The organism is Variovorax sp. LjRoot130, assembly GCF_964253755.1.
Lineage (GTDB): Bacteria > Pseudomonadota > Gammaproteobacteria > Burkholderiales > Burkholderiaceae_C > Variovorax.
This window is the reverse complement of sequence record NZ_CAXURM020000001.1, coordinates 2,269,211-2,287,855: the sequence shown is the minus strand read 5'-3', so window position 1 is coordinate 2,287,855 and position 18,645 is coordinate 2,269,211. Positions and strand designations below refer to the sequence as shown.

The following is an 18,645-nucleotide window of genomic DNA, read 5'->3' as shown; positions in this document are numbered from 1 at the left end:
CCGGCGGACTCAGGCGACGGCCGCTTGCGGCGACGACGCCGCTGCGCTCTCGGCCGCGGCACCGCGCAGGTAGACGCCCTGGTTCAGCAAGGCCGCTTGCAGCGCATCGACAGGCACGGCCCGCGGCGCGATGCCGGCCCGCGATGCGAGCGCGGCCGCCACGCCCGCGGCCTGGCCCGTGATCCAGCACTGCGGAATCTCGCGCATGAAGCCGTGCGAGTTGCGGTCGCAGGAGATGTGGCGGCCACAGGCGAGCAGGCCGTCGAGCTGTTGCGGCACCAGGGCGCCGTAGGGGATCGAGATGTTGGGGAACTTGGGCGACACGGCCGGCGACACGCCCACCTCGTCGGCCAGCGCCCGGCCCTCGGGCCACTGGCTGCGCAGCACCGAACCCGCGCCGCTCAGGCGCCGCGCATGGCGCACGCCGATCTGCGGCGCGCTCAGCATCATGTAGGCACCCTCGAAGCCCGGCGCATGGGCGCGGAAGTAGTCGAGGTGCGCGGCCATCGCGCGGTGCGAGCGCACCTCCACGGCCGTCAGGTCGTCGACGTCGAGCGCCGAGTAGCCCGACTGGCGCGGCCCCATGAAGAGCGCGATGTCGTTGCGCCACGAGACGAAGGGCCTCTCGAACAGGCCGAGCTGCTCGCGCCCGCGCGCCATGAAGGCGGTGAACTGCTCGGGCTGGCCGGCCTTGAATTCGATCCAGCGGTCCATGTCGACGCCGCCGAACAGCCACGAGGTGTTCATGCAATGGTGGACATCGGCCTCCTCGATGTCGTTGACGTAGGCCGCGCCGGCGCGCGCGAACAGGTCGCCGTCGCCGGTGGCGTCGACCACCACGTCGGCCATGATGGCCATGCGCCCTTCCTTGCTCTCGAACACCACGCCCTTGACCGCGCCGTCCTGCACGATCGGCACCGCCGCCCACGAGTGGTAGATGAGCTTGACCTTGCGCTCCAGCACGATCTCCTGCGACAAGAGCTTGAGCCGCTCGGGATCGATGGTCGGCGACCAGGTGACGACGCCGTGGTAGGCGGCCGTGCGCTGCGACCAGTGCGCGGCCTTCGCGGTGTCCTGCGAGCCCCAGTCGCCGCGCGAGGGGCCGGCGACCGCGTCGGCCGGCAGGCGGTCAAACAGCTCTTCCGCGAAGCCGCGGATCACGAGTTGGCCTTCCCAGTCGGTCATGCGGTCGATCCAGATCACGAGGCCGCCGGTGGAAAGACCGCCCAGGTGGTTGTAGCGCTCGAGCAGCGCGACATCGGCGCCCTGTTTGGCCGCTGCGGCCGCCGCCGCCGTGCCCGAAGGTCCGCCGCCGACGACCAGCACGCCGCAGCGGTGGTAGATCGGAATGTTCTTGCCGGGCTCCGCCCACATGCCGTGGTCGGGCCGCTGGATGCGCTTGTCGCGATCGAAGATGTCGGAGCTCAAGATGCGCTCGTCGGTGCGGACCACAGTTTTCATGGATTCAGATGCTTGGATGGCGCGTCGTATTTTGGACATACAGATCATTTAACAAACATTAAAGATCGTGAATACGGGTATACCCCGTCGATGATTCAATATTAATGAGTCGATAGTCCGTTTAACGGATTAATTGAACAAGGAGACAAGCATGGACGCGTTCCTCAGCGCCCGCCGTGCCGGGATCGTGCTGGCCGGCATCGCGCTGCTGGGCCTGGCGCCGCTGGCCATGGCGCAGGACTTCCCGGCCAAGGGCAAGCCGATCCGCATCGTGGTCGGCTTCACCGCCGGCGGCGGCACCGATGCGCAGGCGCGCATCGTGGCGCAGAAGCTCGGCGAGCTGCTGGGCACCAGCGTGATCGTCGACAACAAGCCCGGCGCCAGCACCATGTTGGCCGCCAGCGAAGTCGCGCGCGCCCTGCCCGACGGCCACACCCTGCTCTACGCGCCCTCGTCGACCATGGCGCAGAACCCGCACACGCTGTCGCAGGTGCCCTACGACCCCTTCAAGGACTTCACGCCGATCTCGATGGGCGGCCGCGGCCCGCTGGTGCTCTCGGTGAGCAGCAGCGTGCCGGTGAACAACGTGCGCGAGCTGGTGGCCTACGTCAAGGCGCGTCCGGGCACGGTGAGCTATGCCTCCTTCGGCGCCGGCACCTCCTCGCACATCTATGGCGAGGCCTTCGTCCAGAAGACCGGGCTGGACGCGGTGCACATTCCCTACAAGGGCGGCTCGGACGCGGCGAAGGACCTGATCGGCGGCCGCGTGCAGTACATGTTCGACTCGGCCTCGTCGGCGGTCATCACTTCCGGCACCGGCAAGGTGAAGATCCTCGCCGTCGCAGCGGCAGCGCGCATCGCGGCCTTGCCGGATGTCCCGACCCTGGCCGAGCAGGGCGTGGCCGGGCTCGACCTGCCGAGCTGGCTCGGCTTCTACGGACCGGCGCAGATGCCGGCGCCGGTGGTCGCTAGGCTCAACGCGGCGCTGACGCAGGTGCTGGCCATGCCGCAGGTGCGTGACTTCTACCGCACCGGCGGCTACGAGGCCGGCGCCACCACGCCCGCCGAGTTCGCCAGCATCACGCGCGCCACCTACGAGCGCTGGGGCGACATGGTCCGGCAGGTGGGGCTCGCGAAGCAATGAGCGCCGCGCCGGGCCGCCCCAAGCAAGCTCGCTCCCGCTTGGCGGGAAGGCGCGCAGCGCCAAGGGGGCTCCAATGCGCCGGCATCGCGCGCCGCCGGGTCCTCGCATGGCTGGCGGGCGCGGGCGCCTTCGCCGCGCTGGCCCAGACACCGGCGTTCCCGGAAAAAGGAAGAACCATCCGCATCGTGCTCGGCCTGGCCGCGGGCGGCGCATCGGACGCACAGGCGCGCTTCGTCGCCAGCAAGCTCACCGAGGTACTGCAGACGCCGGTGATCGTGGAGAACCGGCCCGGCGCCAGCTTCATCCTGGCCACCGAGGAAGTGATCCGCGCCGCGCCCGACGGCTACACGCTGATGTACGCGCCCTCTTCCGTGGTGGCGCAGAACCCGCAGACGCTGGCGCAGGTTCGCTACGACCCCTTCATGGACCTGACGCCGATCTCGCTCGGCGCGCGCGGACCGCTGGTGCTGACCGTGCATGCCAGCGTGCCGGCGAAGAACGTGCAGGAACTCGTCGCCTACATCAAGGCCAATCCCGGCAAGCTGGGCTATGCCTCCTTCGGCACCGGCACCTCCTCGCACATCTACGGCGAGGCCTTCGCGCGCCAGGCCGGACTGGACGTGGTGCACGTGCCCTACAAGGGCGGCGCCGATGCGGCGAAGGATTTCCTGGCGGGTCGCGTGCAGTACTACTTCGACGCCGCGCCCAATGCCATCCAGAACGCGGCAACGGGCAAGGTCCGGATGCTGGCCGTGGCCGCACCGCGCCGCAGCCCGATGCTGCCCGACGTACCTACCATGACGGAACAGGGCGTGCGCGGCCTGGACATGGCGAGCTGGCTCGGCTTCTACGGCCCGGCGCGCATGCCCGGGCCGGTCGTGGCCCGCCTCAACGCGGCATTGACGCAGGTGCTGGCCATGCCCGCCACGCGCGAGTTCTTCCGCCAGGGGGCCTACGAAGCCGAGGCCTCGAGCCCGCAGCAGCTGGCCGAACTCACGCGCACGACTTACGACCAGTGGGGCGACATCATTCGCAGGCTGGGGCTGACGAAGCAGTAACTCAGGCAAAGAAGCGCAGCAGCAGCGCATTCACCTCGGCCGCGCGCTCGTACTGCACCCAATGGCCCGCGCCGTCGACCACCGCGCCCTCGCGCTGAGGATGGCCGGCCGTGAGCTGCACAACCAGCGGCCGCGAATCGGCCGTCACGTCGTGTTCGCCCCAGACCAGCAATTGCGGCCCGCCGAGCGCGTCGAGCGCGGCCTGCAGCCCGCCCGCCATCGAGACTTCCTTGCTGCGAAAGCGCGTGCCGTGGCAGGACACGTCATGGATGGCGAAGGCCAGCGCATCGATGGCCGAGGGCTCGTGCAGCATCAGCGCGCCGAGGTTGTGCAACAGCGCAGCGCGCTCTTCCTCGCGGTCCTTGGCGGCGCGCCAGTTGATCATGTCGACCGTCATGCGACGCATCGTTCCGTGCCCGCCGCTGCCCATCAGGGCCAGGCGCCGGATGCCGCCGCGCCGGAGTGCGAACTTCGCCGCCACCAGGCCGCCGAAGGAGAAGCCACCGAGGTCGATCTCGGTCTGCGCGCCGATCAGGCTGTCGAGCGTGGCGACCATTGCATCGAGCGAGGGCCCCAAGGCCTCCTGGCCCGGCGCGGGCCGCGGCGGCGTGTCAGAGTCGTTGAAGCCCGGCATGTCGGGCAGCCACAGCGTGTGCGCGGCCGACAGCGCCTCGATATTGCGCAGCCAGTGCATCCAGCTGCCATGACCGCCATGCAGCAGCACCAGCGGCGGGCCGTCGCCGAAGCGGCGCCAGCGCACGCGCAGGCCGTCGTGCAAGGCATCGTGATGAACGGACAGCGCGTCGGTGCGCGCAATCAGCCGATGCGCCTGGGCATCGGCCACGGGGTCGAAAGTGTGGAGATCTGGCACCGGCACATTGTGCCGGCGTCGATCAAGCCGCGTCGCCGGCCGCCGCACCGAAGCGGTAGCTCGACACCGCGATGCCGCCCATGAAGGCGTCCTCGTGGTAGATGCGCTTGCCGGTGTCCTGCTCGGCGGCGCCGACCGCGACCATCAGCGGGATCAGGTGCTCTTCGCGCGGATGCGCAATGCGGGCCGCGGGCGCCTGCGACCAGTCGAGCAGGCGCTCGGCCCGCTGCGCCGGCGCCGCATCCACGGTCGCGGCCAGCCAGTCGTCGAAGGCCTTCGACGGCTCATGCGCCTGCGGACCGAAGTTGCGCAGGTTGTGATAGCTCAGGCCGCTGCCGACGATCAGCACGTTCTCGTTGCGCAGCGGCGCGAGCGCCCGGCCCAGCGCCAGGTGCTCGGCCGGATCGAGGCCGCGCTTGAGCGACAGCTGCACCACCGGCACGTCTGCCTTCGGATAGATCGCGGCCATCGGCGAGAACATGCCGTGGTCGAAGCCGCGTTCCGGATCCAGGCTCGCGGGCAGCCCGGCGGCCTCGATCAGCCCCTGCACGCGGCGCGCGAGCTCGGGCGAACCGGGCGCGTCGTAATGCACGTGGTAGGTGTGCTCGGGGAAGCCGCCGTAGTCGTAGATCATGGGCGGCTTGGGGTTGCCCATCACGGTGAACGCCGGCGCTTCCCAGTGCGCCGAGATCATCAGGATGGCGTCGGGCCGGCGGCCGATCTGGCGCGGCATGTCGGCCAGCGCGGCTTCGAGCTGGGCATAGGCATCGCCCATTTCCTTCTTCATCCACGGCCAGGGGCCGCCGCCGTGGGAGATGAAATAGGTGGGAAGGGTTTGCGTGGTCATGAGTGCCAGTCTAGAGATTTCCCTTCGAGAAATCGATAGGCTAGGATTCATCGAATCGTTTCTCTGCAGGAAATCAACCATGGACCGGCTGACCAGCCTGCGCGTGTTTCGCGACGTCGTCGAATCGGGCAGCTTCGTCGCCGCGGCCGAGCGCCTGGGCGTCTCGGCGCCGATGGCCAGCAAGCACGTGGCGCAGCTCGAGAAGTCGCTCGGCGCGCGCCTGCTGCATCGCTCGAGCCGGCATCTGAGCCTGACCGAAGCGGGCCAGGCCTGGTACGAGCAGAGCCGGCGCGCGCTCGACCTGCTCGATGCGGCCGAGGCCGCGATCGGCCAGAAGAACGAGGCGCCGCGCGGCCAGCTCAAGGTCAGCGCGCCCGTGTGGTGCGCCACGCCGCGCATTGCCCGCGTGCTGGCCGATTACCGCGAGCGCTTTGCGGAAGTGCTGGTCGACATGCACCTGGAAAACCGCAAGGTCGATCTCGCGGCCGACGGCTACGACCTCGCGCTGCGCGCGACGCAGGAGCCCTCGCCGGCGCTCATCGCGCGACCGCTGTGCCGCCTGCAGTTCCACCTGGTCGCCGCGGCCGACTACCTCGCGCGCGCCGGCGTACCTGCCGTGCCGGCCGACCTGGCGAAGCTCGGCGCCATCGTGCCGAGCTACGTCAATATCGAAGGGCTCGCGCTCAAGGGGCCGGGCGGGCGGCAGGTGCCGCTCAGGCTGCAACCGGTGATGAAGTCCGACGACACCACGCTCACACTGCATGCGGTGCGCGCGGGGATGGGCATGTCCTTTCTGCCCGAGTGGCTCATCGATGACGACCTGGCTGCCGGACGGCTGGTGCGCCTGGTGCCCGACTACACCGCGCCGGCGGTGACGCTGTTCGCCGTCTACACCAGCCGCCAGTACATGGCGCCCAAGATGCGCAGCTTCATCGACTTTCTGGGAGAGCGCTTGTCGGGGCGATAGGCGTTCGCTCTGGCCTGGCGCGAGCAGCTCAGGGAAGCCCGAAGGGCCGGGTGACGTCGGCCGGCGCAGGGCACACCGCCCGCCTCCGCACCCATGGCACTCCCATAGGCCTTGCGCATGCACAAGCACCTGCCCGCCGTTACAGTGGCGCCTCACTGGAGACAGCCCGCCTTGTTCCGCTACTTCGAAAAACTGCTCCATCCCTATCCCCCCGCCGAACCCGCGCTGCCGCCACTCGGCTTCTTCGCCTTTCTCTGGGCCTGCACCGAAGGCCTGCGCGGCAAGATCCTCGCCATGGCGCTGTTCACGGCCGCGATGTCGGCCTTCGAGGCGCTGCTGTTCGCGATGCTCGGGCGCATCGTCGACTGGCTCGGCGGCCAGGTGCCGGCCCGGCTGTGGGAAGAGCGCGGCGACACGCTGATGTGGCTGGGCGCGGCCCTGGTCGCCAGCATCGCGGTGGTGGCGCTGCAGACCGTGGTCAAGCACCAGACGCTGGCAGTCAACCTGCCGATGCGGCTGCGCTGGAACTTCCACCGCCTGATGCTGGGCCAGAGCATGGCCTTCTACCAGGACGAGTTCGCGGGCCGCATCACGGCCAAGGTGATGCAGACCGCGCTGGCGGTGCGCGAGACCGTGTTCGTGCTGGCCGACGTGCTGGTGGCCATGGGCGTCTACGTCGCGACCATGATCGTGCTCGCGGCCGTGCTCGACCCGCAGCTGATGCTGCCCTTCGTGATCTGGCTCCTGCTCTACATCGCCACGCTCGTCTTCTTCGTGCCTCGGCTCGGCGAGATCGGCAAGGCGCAGGCCGATGCGCGCGCCATGATGACCGGGCGCGTGACCGATGCCTACACCAACATCGCCACCGTCAAGCTGTTCTCGCACACCCAGCGCGAGGCCGGCTTCGCGCGCGCGGCGATGAAGGAATTCATGATCACCGGCTACGGCCAGATGCGGCTGGTGAGCGCCTTCGAGATCGCCAACCACACGCTCAGCATGGGCCTGACTGCCGGCATGGCAGGCACGGGCCTCTGGCTGTGGTCGCAGGGCGCGGTCGGCGTCGGCGCGGTGGCCGCGGCGACCGCGATGGCGCTGCGGCTGCAAGGCATGTCGCACTGGATCATGTGGGAGATGACCAGCCTGTTCGAGAACATCGGCACGGTGCAGGACGGCATGAAGACGCTGTCGCGCCCGCGCACCGTGCTCGATGCGCCCGATGCCGCCGTGCTTGCCGTGCCACGTGGCGAAGTGCGCTTCGATCATGCGAGCTTCCGCTACGCCGACGGCGGCCGCCGCGTGATCGACGACCTCACGCTCACCGTCGCGCCCGGCGAGAAGATCGGCCTGGTCGGCCGTTCGGGCGCCGGCAAGTCGACGCTGGTGAACCTGCTGCTGCGCTTCCACGATCTCGAAAGCGGCCGCATCCTGATCGACGGCCAGGACATCGCGCACGTGACGCAGGATTCGCTGCGCACGCACATCGGCATGGTCACGCAGGACACCTCGCTGATGCACCGCTCGGTGGCCGACAACATTGCCTACGGCCGGCCCGACGCGAGCGCGGAGGCGATCCGCGCGGCGGCCGAACGCGCCGAGGCGCACGACTTCATCCAGACGCTGGGCGACCCGAACGGCCGCCGCGGCTACGAGGCGCACGTGGGCGAGCGCGGCGTCAAGCTGTCGGGCGGCCAGCGCCAGCGCGTCGCGATTGCGCGCGTGATGCTGAAGGACGCGCCGATCCTGCTGCTCGACGAAGCCACCAGCGCGCTCGACTCCGAGGTCGAGGCCGCGATCCAGGCCAGCCTGTACCGCCTGATGGAAGGCAAGACCGTGATCGCGATCGCGCACCGGCTCTCGACCATCGCGGCCATGGACCGGCTGATCGTGCTCGACGAGGGCCGCGTGGTCGAACAGGGCGACCACCGCACGCTGCTGGCGCAGGGCGGGCTCTATGCGCGGCTGTGGGCGCATCAGAGCGGCGGCTTCCTGGGAGATGGTGACGACGAGTAAAAGAAGGCCAAAGGCTTTCCGGCGAGTCCTACAGTGCGCGAAGACAGCCGACTACAGCTTGAAATCCTGTGCCTGTCACCCTGGAATCGTCTTCAACAAGAGGAGTCCTCGCCGTGAATTCCATCATCTACATCGTTGGGCTGGTCGTGGTCGTGGTCGCCGTGCTCTCCTTCTTCGGCCTTCGCTGAGATAAACACACCGTTGCTTTTTCCGCGTCCTTTCGGCGCGGATCCGGGGCCATCGCGGCCCCGTTTTTCATGAGCGAGCGGCCGGGGGGCGCCGGGCATAATTTCGCGCTCTCTTTGAAGGAAGCCGTTGAACCCCGCAGCGCAGCGCTTTGATTTCCAGGATGCGACGATCGCCGAGGCCTTGCAACTGGTCGAAGAGGCGGGCCCGCTCGACGACGCGCAGGCAGTGCGCGAGGCCATGGCGCTACGCTCCGACGGCTGTGGCCGGATCATCGAACGCGCACGCCTCCTCGGGCAGCGCATCGGCCTGCTGAACGAACTGGAACGCGCCCGCGCCTGGGCTCCCTGGGTGCTGCTGGCGCTGGTGGCGCTGATCGTCGCGGGCGGCCTCACGCTCGCCGGCAGCGTGGTCGGCGGCAGCGCGCGCAGCATCAACGTGGTGGTGGCGCTCGCCAGCCTGCTGGGCCTGCACCTCTTGACCCTGCTGCTGTGGCTCTTCGGATTGTTGGTGCCGCTGGGCTCTTTCAACGCCTCCTTCGGCTGGCTGTGGCTGGCGCTCACGGCCCGCGTTGCCGGCGGCAAGCGCGGCCAAACGCCGATCCTGCTGCGCGCGGCCACGCGCCTCCTGGCGCGCGCGCGCCTCCTGCCCTGGGCGCTGGGCTTCGCGAGCCACGCGATCTGGTCGCTCTCCTTCGCGGTGATGCTCGCCGTCCTGCTCTTCGCGCTGGCCTTCCGCAACTACACGCTGAGTTGGGAGACGACCATCCTCGACCCGGCCTTCTTCGTGCGCGGCGTGCAGCTGCTCGGGGCGGCGCCGGCCTGGCTGGGCTTTCCGGTGCCGGACGCGCAGACCGTGCTTTCGCCGCTCGCCGCCGCGGCCGGCCAGCGCGCCTGGGCGCTGTGGCTCACCGGCTGCATCGTGGTCTACGGGCTGCTACCGCGCCTTTTCTTCGCGCTGCTCTGCGCGCTGGTCTGGCAGGCGCGCAAGAAGGCGCTTGCGCCGGATCTTTCGCAGCCCTACTACCGCCGGCTGCTGGCGCGCTTCGAAGCGATGGCGCCGCGGCAGATCGTGGATGCTGATCCTGGCCGCCTGCCGCATGGCGCTGCTACCGGACTGGTCGCGGGCGAGACCGCCGACACGCTGATGGCCATCGGCTTCGAACTGCCGGACGAGCTGCCCTGGCCGCCGGCCGCGCTCGCTGCGGCGGGCGCGCAAGTGTTGCGCATCGACGGCAGCGCGAGCGCGCGGCGCGAACTGCTCGACACACTGGCCCGGCTGCGGCCGCGGCGCGTGCTGGTCGGCTGCAACGCGGCTTCCAGCCCGGACCGCGGCACCGAGCGCTTCCTGCGCGAGGTGGCCTCGCTCAGCAGCGAGTGCCGGCTGTGGCTGCTCGGCGGCGATGCGCAAGCGACGCGTCAGCGCTGGCATGCCTGGCTGGCCGATGCCGGCCTGGAAGGCATCGTCGCCAGCGACGCACCGGAGGCCGCGTTGCGCGGATGGGCATGACGACGACGGAGCCCATCCGCATCGCCGTCGTCGGCCATACCAACGCAGGCAAGACCTCGCTGCTACGCACGCTGACGCGGCGCGTGAATTTCGGCGAGGTGTCGCAGCAGCCCGGCACCACGCGCCATGTCGAAGCCGTCGAGCTTCAGGTGAGCGGCCGCGCCGCGGTGCGCTTTCTCGACACGCCGGGCCTGGAAGACGCGGTCGCGCTGCGCGAACATCTGGCCGCCTTCGACGACAAGGACCTCACGCCGCCCGAGCGCGTGCGCCGCTTCCTCCAGGGTCCCGAGGCGCACGGCGTCTTCGAGCAGGAGGCCAAGGTGCTGCGGGCACTGCTGGAGGTCGATGCCGCCTTCCTGGTGATCGATGCGCGCGAGCCGGTGCTGCCCAAGTTCCGCGCCGAGATCGAGCTCCTCAACGCTTGCGCGCGGCCGGTGCTGCCGGTGCTCAACTTCGTGCGCGATGCGGCGACTCGCGAGGCCGCCTGGAAAGAACTGCTCTCGGCCTACGGCCTGCACGTGGTAGTGCGCTTCGATGCAGCCGCGCCCTTCGTCGGCGCCGAGCGCGAGCTCTACCGCGACCTCGCGACGCTCTTGCGCGACCGGCGCGCACAGCTCGACGGCGTGGCCGCTTATCTCGAAGCCGAGTTCGCCCAGCGGCGTCGGGCGGCGACGATGCGCGTCGCCGAGCTGCTGGTCGATGCGGCCGCGATGCGCCGCAGCGTATCGGCCGTCGAATTCGCCGTCGAAAGCAGCCGCCAGCGCCTGATCGCCGCGCTGCAGAAAGACGTGTTCGACAAGGCGCAGCGATGTGCGGACGACCTGCTCGCGCTCTACGGTTTCCGCGAGGGCGATGCCGACGAGGCGCCGCTGCCGATGGTCGAAGGCCGCTGGACCATGGACTTCTTCCACCCCGAGGCGCTGAAGGACGCCAGCGTCCTGCTCGGCAAAGGCGTGGCCGTTGGTGCCGCCGTCGGCGTGGTGGCCGACCTGGCGCTCCATGGCCTCTCGCTGGGTGCGGGCGCAGCGCTCGGCGGCGCCATCGGCGGCGCGGTCTCGCAAGGCCTGGGGCCGCTGGGCCGCAAGCTCGCCAACAAGCTGCGCGACGTGCACGAGCTCACGGTGGAAGACCGCGTGCTGTTCGTGATCGCAAGCTGGCAGCTCAAGCTTTTGCGCGCGTTGGAGCAGCGCGGCCATGCGGCCGTCGACCGCATCGCCGCCGGCGCGGCCGCGAGCAGTACCGAAGCCGCCCAGCGCCCCCTGGCCGAGCTCGTGCGCGCCGCGCAGCCGGCACGCAGCCACCCCGACTGGGAAAGCAGCGCCCGCCTGCGCTGGCGCGAGGCGCCGCAACGCCAGGACGTGGTGGCGCGGGTGGCCGAGCACGCCGCGGCCGCCATCGAAGCGCTCGAGACTGCGGCATGATCCGGGAGATGGAAGACACCTGCCCCCGACCCCTCGCGATCATCAAGCTCGGCGAGACCTTCGACGCGCTGCGCGAAGCCCGTGGCGACTTCGAGCACTGGGTGGCGGCCGGCCTCGGCGCCACCCGGCTGCCGATCATGGTGCTCGATCCGCGCCGCGGCGACACGCTGCCGCCGCCCGAACAGATCTCGGGCGCGATCGTGACCGGCTCGCATGCGATGGTCTCGCACCGCGAGCCCTGGAGCGAAGCCACCGGCGCCTGGATGGCGCAACTGGTCGCTCACGGCACGCCGGTCCTGGGCATCTGTTTCGGCCACCAGTTGCTGGCGCATGCGCTGGGCGGCGAGGCCGGCAATCACCCGGGCGGCCTGGAAATCGGCACCGTCGAGATCGCGCTGGCCGACACGGCAAAGGACGACCCGTTGCTGCAGGGGCTGCCCGCGCGCTTCGACGCGCAGGAGGTGCATTGGCAACGCGCGCTGCGGCTGCCCGAAGGCGCCGTGCTGCTCGCAGGCAACGCCTTCGAACCTCACCAGGCCTTCCGCGTCAGGCTGCGCGCCTGGGGCGTGCAGTTCCATCCCGAATTCGATGCCGAGGTCATGCGCGGCTACATCGACTGCATGGCCGGCGAGCTGCAGGCAAATGGCATCGACCCGGCCGCGCTGCGCGAGCGCGTCGCCGGCACCGCGACGGCGGCGCAACTGCTCGGCCGCTTCGCCCACATCGCGGAAGAACATGACGCCGGAGTGCGCACGCCCGGCCCGGCTGAACGCGGGGCCCGGCATCGGATTGCGACTACAGAAAGCCCCCCGCAGTTGCGCTAAGGTGCAGCGCAGCTTTCCCTTCGAAAGAACAGCCATGGCCACCACCCCACCCGTCGTCGCACGGGCCCGCAAGCATTTCTCGATGATCCGCGGCTTCCACCTCGCCGACGCGTTCACGCTCGGCAACGCGGCCTGCGGCGTCGGCGTCGTGTTCCTTTCGATGGCCTATGTGGCGAGCCAGTCGCTCGCGCAGTTCCTCTGGGCCGCGGCGCTGGCGCCCGCCGCCTTCGTGTTCGACGTCTTCGACGGCCGCATCGCGCGCTGGCGGCAAACCCAATCGGCGCTCGGCCGCGAGCTCGACTCGCTGGCCGACGTGATCTCCTTCGGCGTGGCGCCCGCCGCGCTGGCCTTCGCCGCCGGGCTCGACGGCGGCTGGGATTGCGTGATCCTGATCTATTTCGTCGGCTGCGGCGTGAGCCGCCTGGCGCGCTACAACGTCACGGCCGAAGCGCTCTCGGCCGGCGCCGACAAGGTCAAGTACTTCGAGGGCACGCCGATCCCGACCAGCGTGGTGCTGGTGGGCGTGCTCGCCTGGGCCGCCTGGCAGGGCCGCATCGGCGACGCGGTCTGGGGCGGCGTGTGGATGCTCGGCCCCTGGGCCCTGCATCCGCTGACGCTGCTGTTCGCGCTCTCGGGCACGTTGATGATCAGCAAGACGCTGCGCATTCCCAAGCTGTGATGCGCGCCGCCCGCGTTGTCGCTTGCGTCGCGCTGGGACTGGCTCTCTCGGGCTGCGCCAGCCTGCCCGACCGTGTCGAGCGCAGCGAGTCGGTGGCACTCGCCGACACCGCCGGCACCCGCCTCGGCCAGGCGCTCGCGCCGGAGCTGGCGACGCATGCGGGCAAGTCGGGCATCCTGCCGCTGGTCGCCGCGCAGGAAGCTTTCGCGGCCCGCGTGGTGCTGGCCCAGGCCGCGGAGCGCAGCCTCGATCTGCAGTACTACATCTGGCGCGGCGACACCACCGGCCAGCTGCTGTTCGAGGCCGCGTGCAAGGCGGCCGAGCGCGGCGTTCGCGTGCGCCTCTTGCTCGACGACAACAACACCAGCGGACTCGACGCCACCCTCGCCGCGCTCGATGCGCATCCGAACATCGAGGTCCGGCTCTTCAATCCCTTCGCGAATCGCGGCTTCCGGGTCGGCGACTTCGCGCTTGACTTCTCGCGCGTCAACCGCCGCATGCACAACAAGTCCTTCACGGCGGACAACCAGGTCGCGATCGTCGGCGGGCGCAACGTGGGCGACGAGTACTACGGCGCCGATCTGCAGCTCGGCTTTCAGGACCTGGACGTGATCGCGATCGGGCCGGTGGTGCGCGAGGTCTCGCGCGAGTTCGACCTGTACTGGAACAGCGAGGCTGCTTATCCGGTCGCGAGCCTGCTGCCGTCGGCGCCTGCGGATGCCGCAGCGCGGCTGCGCGAGCAGTGGGCGCAGCTGCGGCAGCAAGCCGAGACGCAGCGTTACCTCGAAGCCGTGCGCCAGACGCCGCTGATGCGCGAGGTGGCCGAGCGCCGCCTGCCCTTCGAGTGGGCCGATGCGCGCGTGGTGAGCGATGTGCCCGCCAAGGTGCAGTCGGCGGCGGGGCAGGAAGAGCAGCTCATGTTCCCCCTGCTCAAGGAGGCCATGGGTGAGCCGAAGCGCGAGCTCGACCTGGTGTCGCCCTACTTCGTGCCCGGCGCCGGCGGCACGCGCGAGCTGGCCGCGCTCGCCGCACGGGGCGTGAAGGTGCGCATCCTGACCAACTCGTTGGCCGCGACCGACGTGGGCGCGGTCCATGCAGGCTACGCCCGCTACCGCAAAGAGCTGCTCGTCGGCGGTGCCGTGCTCTACGAGCTCAAGCCGAGCGCCGCTGCGCCGCCGCGTCCGGAGGAGGAGAAGCGCCAGAACCCAGGCGGAAGTTCGGCCGCGAGCCTGCATGCCAAGACATTCGCGGTGGACCGCAGCCGCATCTTCGTCGGCTCGCTCAATCTGGATCCGCGCTCGGTGCACCTCAATACCGAGATGGGCGTCGTGATCGACAGCCCCGTGCTCGCCGAGCGGCTGGCCGTTGAGATCGACAATGTCGTTCCGACGCTCGCCTACGAGGTGCGCCTGCCGGCCGACGGACGCGGCATGGAGTGGATCGACCGCGGCCCGGCGGGCGAAACCCGCTACACGACGGAGCCGGGCGCCGGCGCCATGCGGCGCCTGTGGATCGACTTCCTCTCGATCCTGCCGATCGAGTGGCTGCTGTAGCGCTGGCTCGTCGGCGACAGCTCACCCGGGTTATCACGCAATCGTCACCTGCAAGCGGCAACCTGTAATCGACAGCTTCGTTTTCACTGCAAGGCCTCGACCATGACAATCACGACATCTTCCCGGTTTGCACCGAGCGCGATCGCCCTGGCCTTCGCCGCCTTGCTCGCGGCTTGCTCGAGCAACCCTGCGCCGGGCTCGCGCAGCGTGACGATCGAACGCACCACCTACGGCATCGCGCACATCACTGCGCCGGACTACGAAGGCATCGCCTACGGCGTGGCCTACGCGCATGCGCAGGACAACGTGTGCCAGACCGCCGAGCATCTGCTCACCGTGCGCGGCGAGCGCGCGCAGTTCCTGGGCGCGCAGGCCACCGGCGAACTCGGCCTGGGCCGGCTGCCGAACACGCAGATCGACCTGTTCGTGCGCGCCCACATGGACGACGCCGCGCTGGCGCGTGCCGCCGCCGCCAACAACGAGGACGTCAAGGCCTCGCTGCGCGGCTACGTGGCCGGCTACAACCGCTACCTGCAGGATGCGGGCCCGAACGGCCTGCCCGAAGCCTGCCGCAACAAGCCCTGGGTACGGCCGATGTCGCTGGCCGACCTGTCGCGCACCACCGAGATGTCGATGATCCAGGGCGGCATCGGCGCGCTGGCCGGCGCGGTGCTCGCGGCAGCGCCGCCCGCGCCGGGAACGCGGAACGCCGCAGAGCCGGTCGCGCTGCAGCAGGCGGTCGCGGAGATCGGCCGCCACAGCTTCAATGCGAACCCCGAGGGCGGCGAGCTCGGCTCCAACGGCTGGGCCTTCGGCCGCAACGCCACGCCCGACGGCCGCGGCCTGGTGCTGGGCAATCCGCATTTCCCGTGGGCCGGCACCAACCGCTTCTGGGAGATGCACCTCACCATCCCCGGCCAGCTCGACGTGATGGGCGCCACCGGCGGACTGAGCCCGGTGGTCGCGATCGGCTTCAACAAGGACGTGGCCTGGACGCACACGGTCTCCACCGGCAAGCGCTTCACGCTGTATGAACTCAAGCTCGACCCGGCCGACCCCACGGTCTACATCGTCGACGGCCAGCGCAAGAAGATGACGACCAGGAACGTCAGCCTGCCCGCCGTGGGCGGCCCGGCACCGCCGAAGACTTTCTACGGCACCGAATGGGGCCCGGTCGTCTCGCTGCCGCGCGCCGGCCTCGGCTGGACCGCCACCACCGCCTACGCGATCCGCGACGCCAACACGCAGAACGTGCGCTCGGCCCAGAGCTGGATGCAGATGGCGCTGGCGCGCAACGTCGGCGAACTGCGCGCCGCGATGGGCAACCAGGGCATGCCGTGGATCAACACCATCGCGGCCGACCGCGAGGGCAATGCGATGTACGCCGATCTCTCGGTGGTGCCCGACGTGTCGGCCGAAATGCTGAAGGCCTGCGCGCCCTCACCCCGTGCCGCCGCGCTGCTCAACGCCGCCGGCCTGCCGGTGCTCGACGGCTCGCGCTCGGCCTGCGCCTGGAACCGCGACGCCGCAGCCGCGATGCCCGGCGTGACCGCTCCGGCGCGCATGCCGGTCGTCGTGACGCCGGACTGGGTGCAGAACAGCAACGACAGCTTCTGGCTCAGCAACCCGCACATCGAAGCGCCCGCCGGCATCTCGCCGCTGGTTGGCTTCACCGGCACGCCGCAGCGGCTGCGCACGCGCAGCGGGATCATGGAAATCGAAGCCCGGCTGGCCGGCAACGACGGCCTGCGGGGCGACAAGATGGGCGCGGCCGAGCTGCGGAGCGTGATCTTCCGCGACCGCAACCTGGCCGGCATGCTGGTCGCCGATGACCTGGTGGCGGCCTGCAACGCCGGCGCCTCGGCGCTCACGCCGGACCAGGCGCTCGGCTGCCGCGTGCTCGCAGCCTGGGACCGCACCAGCAACGGCGCATCGAAGGGCGCGCCGCTGTTCCGCGAGTTCTGGCGCAAGGCCAAGGACGTGCCGAAGGTCTGGCGCGTGCCCTTCGACCCGACCCGTCCAGTCGCGACACCGGCCGGCCTCGACATGGCCACGCCGGCCACGCGCGAGGCCGTCTTCAAGGCGCTGGGCGACGCGGTCGCCATCGTGCGCACCGCCGGCTTCGCGGCCGACGTGCCGCTGGCCGAAGTGCAGACCCGCACGGTGCGCGGCCAGAAGGTCGCGATCCACGGCGGCGACGAGTTCGAGGGCGTGCTCAACAAGGTGGAGAGCCAGGGCCAGTCGCTGATCGATCCCAAGGGCTACAACATCAACTACGGCAGCAGCTACATGCAGGTGGTGGGCTTCGACCAGCGCGGGCCGGTGGCACAGGCCATACTGACCTACGGCCAGAGCAGCGACCCCGCATCGTCGCGCGCCTACGACCAGTTGCCGCTGTTCGCCGCCAAGCAATGGCATCCGCTGCCCTTCCACCGCGCCGACATCGAGGCGCAGCGCGTGGGCGCCCCCCTCCGACTCGCCTATTGAAAGAAACTCGATGAACGACGGTCTGGATCAACTGGTGCAACTGGCCGCCGCAGTGCCGCTGGCGCCGGCCTGCGATCACTTCTACTTCCTGCGTCACGGGCAGACCGAAGGCAACGCGCGGCGGATCTTCCAGGCGGTCAACACGCCGCTGAGCGTGCTCGGCCTGCAGCAGGCCACGCGCGCGGCCGAACTGCTGGCCGGCGAACCGATCAGGAGCGTGGTGTGCAGCGATGCGAAGCGCGCCTTCGACACCGCCCACACGGTCGCGGCCGGCCTGCGCATCGCGCCGCTGGTGCTCGAAAGCCTGCGCGAGCGCAATTTCGGCGCACTGATCGGCACCTCCTCCGCCAACCTGGACTGGGCCTGCGAACCCGAGGGCGGCGAGACGCTGGCCCAGTTCATCGCCCGCAAACGGGCCGCGCTCGAAGTCGCGCTGGCCCATCCGGCACCGGTGCTGGTGGTGGCGCATGGCGGCTCGCTGCACGTGCTGGCGGCGCTGCTCGGCGTGGCTATCGACCTCGGCGTGATGGGCAATGCCCAACCCTTGCGTTTCGAGCGAAACGGTCCTACATGGCGGGTGAAGCCGCTCCTGCAACATGTGGATGGCGGAGCGGCGGTGGCCTGAAGGCCGCACCACGCATCCTCCACCCACCACCATGGAATTCAAGGACTACTACCAGGCACTGGGCATCGAACGCGGCGCGTCGGACGACGAGGTCCGCAAGGCCTACCGCAAGCTCGCGCGCAAGTACCACCCCGACGTCAGCAAGGAACCCGACACCGAGCGGCGCATGCGCGAGATCAACGAGGCCAACGACGTGCTGCGCGACAAGGAAAAGCGCGCCGCCTACGACGCGCTGGCCGACCAGGTCGCGCAGGGCCGCTACGCCGGCGGCCGCCCCGGCGAGGGCTTCCAGCCGCCGCCGGGCTGGGACGAGGGTTTCGAATTCCATCGCGGCCCGGGCCAGGGCCCGGCCGACCATGCCGAGTTCAGCGAGTTCTTCTCTTCGCTCTTCGGTGCGGCCGAACGGCGCAGCGCCGAGCGCCGCCACTACCGCGCACGCGGCGAGGACCACCACGCGGCCATCGAGATCTCGCTCGAAGACGCGCTGCACGGCGCCGAGCGCGAGATCACGCTGCGCTCGCAGGAGATCGACGCCCGGGGCCGGCCCGAATGGAAGACGCGCACGCTCAGCGTGAAGATTCCCGCCGGCGTTCATCCGGGCCAGTACATCCGGCTCGCCGGCCAGGGCATGCCGGGCCATGGCGGCGAGCCGGCCGGCGACCTCTACTTCGAGGTGCGCATCGCGCCCCACAAGCTCTACCGCATCGAGGACCGCGACCTCTACATGACGCTGCCCGTGACGCCGACCGAAGCCGCGCTCGGCGCCCAGGTGAAAGTGCCGACGCCCGCCGGCGGCGTGGTCGAGGTGACCGTGCCGCGCGGCGCGCGCAACGGCCTCAAGCTGCGGCTCAAGGAACGCGGCCTGCCGGGCAAGCCGCCGGGCCACCTCTACCTGCTGCTGGAGATCGCGCTGCCGCCGGCCGACACCGAGGCCGCGCGCAAGGCTTACGAGCAACTGGCGCAGGCCGCGCCCTTCGACCCGCGCCGCCATCTCGGAGTGTGA

At 70.1% G+C, this 18,645-nt stretch carries 15 protein-coding genes; 12 read left to right on the top strand and 3 right to left on the bottom strand.

What is annotated here, in order from left to right; translation table 11 throughout:
* Positions 1 to 9: 9 nt before the first annotated feature.
* On the bottom strand, positions 10 to 1,461 hold the full coding sequence (locus ACSQ86_RS11500; protein WP_436308869.1) for an FAD-dependent oxidoreductase: 1,452 nt from the start codon (positions 1,459 to 1,461) through the stop codon (positions 10 to 12).
* 151 nt (positions 1,462 to 1,612) lie between these two features.
* On the opposite strand from ACSQ86_RS11500, the gene ACSQ86_RS11495 reads away from it, so the two are divergent.
* Together ACSQ86_RS11495 and ACSQ86_RS11490 are read left to right on the top strand one after the other, a co-directional pair.
* Positions 1,613 to 2,605 carry a Bug family tripartite tricarboxylate transporter substrate binding protein gene (locus ACSQ86_RS11495; protein ID WP_436303722.1) on the top strand — a complete coding sequence of 331 codons (993 nt, stop codon included), beginning with the start codon at positions 1,613 to 1,615 and terminating at the stop codon, positions 2,603 to 2,605.
* A 38-nt stretch (positions 2,606 to 2,643) separates the two neighbouring features.
* Positions 2,644 to 3,663, top strand: a complete 1,020-nt coding sequence (locus ACSQ86_RS11490; protein WP_436303721.1) for a Bug family tripartite tricarboxylate transporter substrate binding protein — start codon at positions 2,644 to 2,646, stop codon at positions 3,661 to 3,663.
* 1 nt (position 3,664) lies between these two features.
* On the opposite strand, the gene ACSQ86_RS11485 is transcribed toward ACSQ86_RS11490, so the two are convergent.
* Positions 3,665 to 4,534: an alpha/beta fold hydrolase gene (locus ACSQ86_RS11485; RefSeq protein WP_436308868.1), complete on the bottom strand. Its 870-nt coding sequence runs from the start codon at positions 4,532 to 4,534 to the stop codon at positions 3,665 to 3,667.
* 22 nt (positions 4,535 to 4,556) lie between these two features.
* Positions 4,557 to 5,381, bottom strand: a complete 825-nt coding sequence (locus ACSQ86_RS11480) for a DODA-type extradiol aromatic ring-opening family dioxygenase (protein ID WP_093109302.1) — start codon at positions 5,379 to 5,381, stop codon at positions 4,557 to 4,559.
* Positions 5,382 to 5,460: 79 nt separating this feature from the next.
* On the opposite strand from ACSQ86_RS11480, the gene ACSQ86_RS11475 reads away from it, so the two are divergent.
* The 10 genes from ACSQ86_RS11475 to ACSQ86_RS11430 all read left to right on the top strand — a co-directional run bounded on the left by ACSQ86_RS11475 (position 5,461) and on the right by ACSQ86_RS11430 (position 18,645).
* Positions 5,461 to 6,348, top strand: coding sequence for a LysR family transcriptional regulator (locus ACSQ86_RS11475; RefSeq protein WP_436303718.1), 888 nt, complete (start codon positions 5,461 to 5,463; stop codon positions 6,346 to 6,348).
* Between the two features lie 117 nt (positions 6,349 to 6,465).
* Positions 6,466 to 8,358, top strand: coding sequence for an ABC transporter ATP-binding protein (locus tag ACSQ86_RS11470; protein WP_436308867.1), 1,893 nt, complete (start codon positions 6,466 to 6,468; stop codon positions 8,356 to 8,358).
* A 315-nt stretch (positions 8,359 to 8,673) separates the two neighbouring features.
* A complete protein-coding gene (locus ACSQ86_RS11465; RefSeq protein ID WP_436308866.1) occupies positions 8,674 to 10,053 on the top strand; it encodes a DUF2868 domain-containing protein in 1,380 nt (459 codons plus the stop codon).
* Positions 10,050 to 11,474 (top strand): GTPase/DUF3482 domain-containing protein, encoded by a 1,425-nt coding sequence (locus ACSQ86_RS11460; RefSeq protein WP_436308865.1) that lies wholly within the window; start codon positions 10,050 to 10,052, stop codon positions 11,472 to 11,474. The genes ACSQ86_RS11465 and ACSQ86_RS11460 overlap by 4 nt, the downstream gene beginning before the upstream one ends.
* Positions 11,475 to 11,482: 8 nt before the next feature.
* Positions 11,483 to 12,298 (top strand): glutamine amidotransferase, encoded by an 816-nt coding sequence (locus tag ACSQ86_RS11455; RefSeq protein WP_093109305.1) that lies wholly within the window; start codon positions 11,483 to 11,485, stop codon positions 12,296 to 12,298.
* A 34-nt stretch (positions 12,299 to 12,332) separates the two neighbouring features.
* The gene (locus tag ACSQ86_RS11450; RefSeq protein WP_436308864.1) at positions 12,333 to 12,977 is read left to right on the top strand and encodes a CDP-alcohol phosphatidyltransferase family protein; all 645 of its coding nucleotides are present in this window, start codon (positions 12,333 to 12,335) and stop codon (positions 12,975 to 12,977) included.
* Positions 12,977 to 14,530: a phospholipase D family protein gene (locus ACSQ86_RS11445; RefSeq protein WP_436303712.1), complete on the top strand. Its 1,554-nt coding sequence runs from the start codon at positions 12,977 to 12,979 to the stop codon at positions 14,528 to 14,530. The genes ACSQ86_RS11450 and ACSQ86_RS11445 overlap by 1 nt, the downstream gene beginning before the upstream one ends.
* A gap of 102 nt (positions 14,531 to 14,632) precedes the next feature.
* Positions 14,633 to 17,017 (top strand): penicillin acylase family protein, encoded by a 2,385-nt coding sequence (locus ACSQ86_RS11440; RefSeq protein WP_436308863.1) that lies wholly within the window; start codon positions 14,633 to 14,635, stop codon positions 17,015 to 17,017.
* Between the two features lie 10 nt (positions 17,018 to 17,027).
* On the top strand, positions 17,028 to 17,642 hold the full coding sequence (locus ACSQ86_RS11435; RefSeq protein ID WP_436292436.1) for a histidine phosphatase family protein: 615 nt from the start codon (positions 17,028 to 17,030) through the stop codon (positions 17,640 to 17,642).
* Positions 17,643 to 17,673: 31 nt separating this feature from the next.
* Positions 17,674 to 18,645, top strand: a complete 972-nt coding sequence (locus ACSQ86_RS11430; RefSeq protein ID WP_093109310.1) for a DnaJ C-terminal domain-containing protein — start codon at positions 17,674 to 17,676, stop codon at positions 18,643 to 18,645.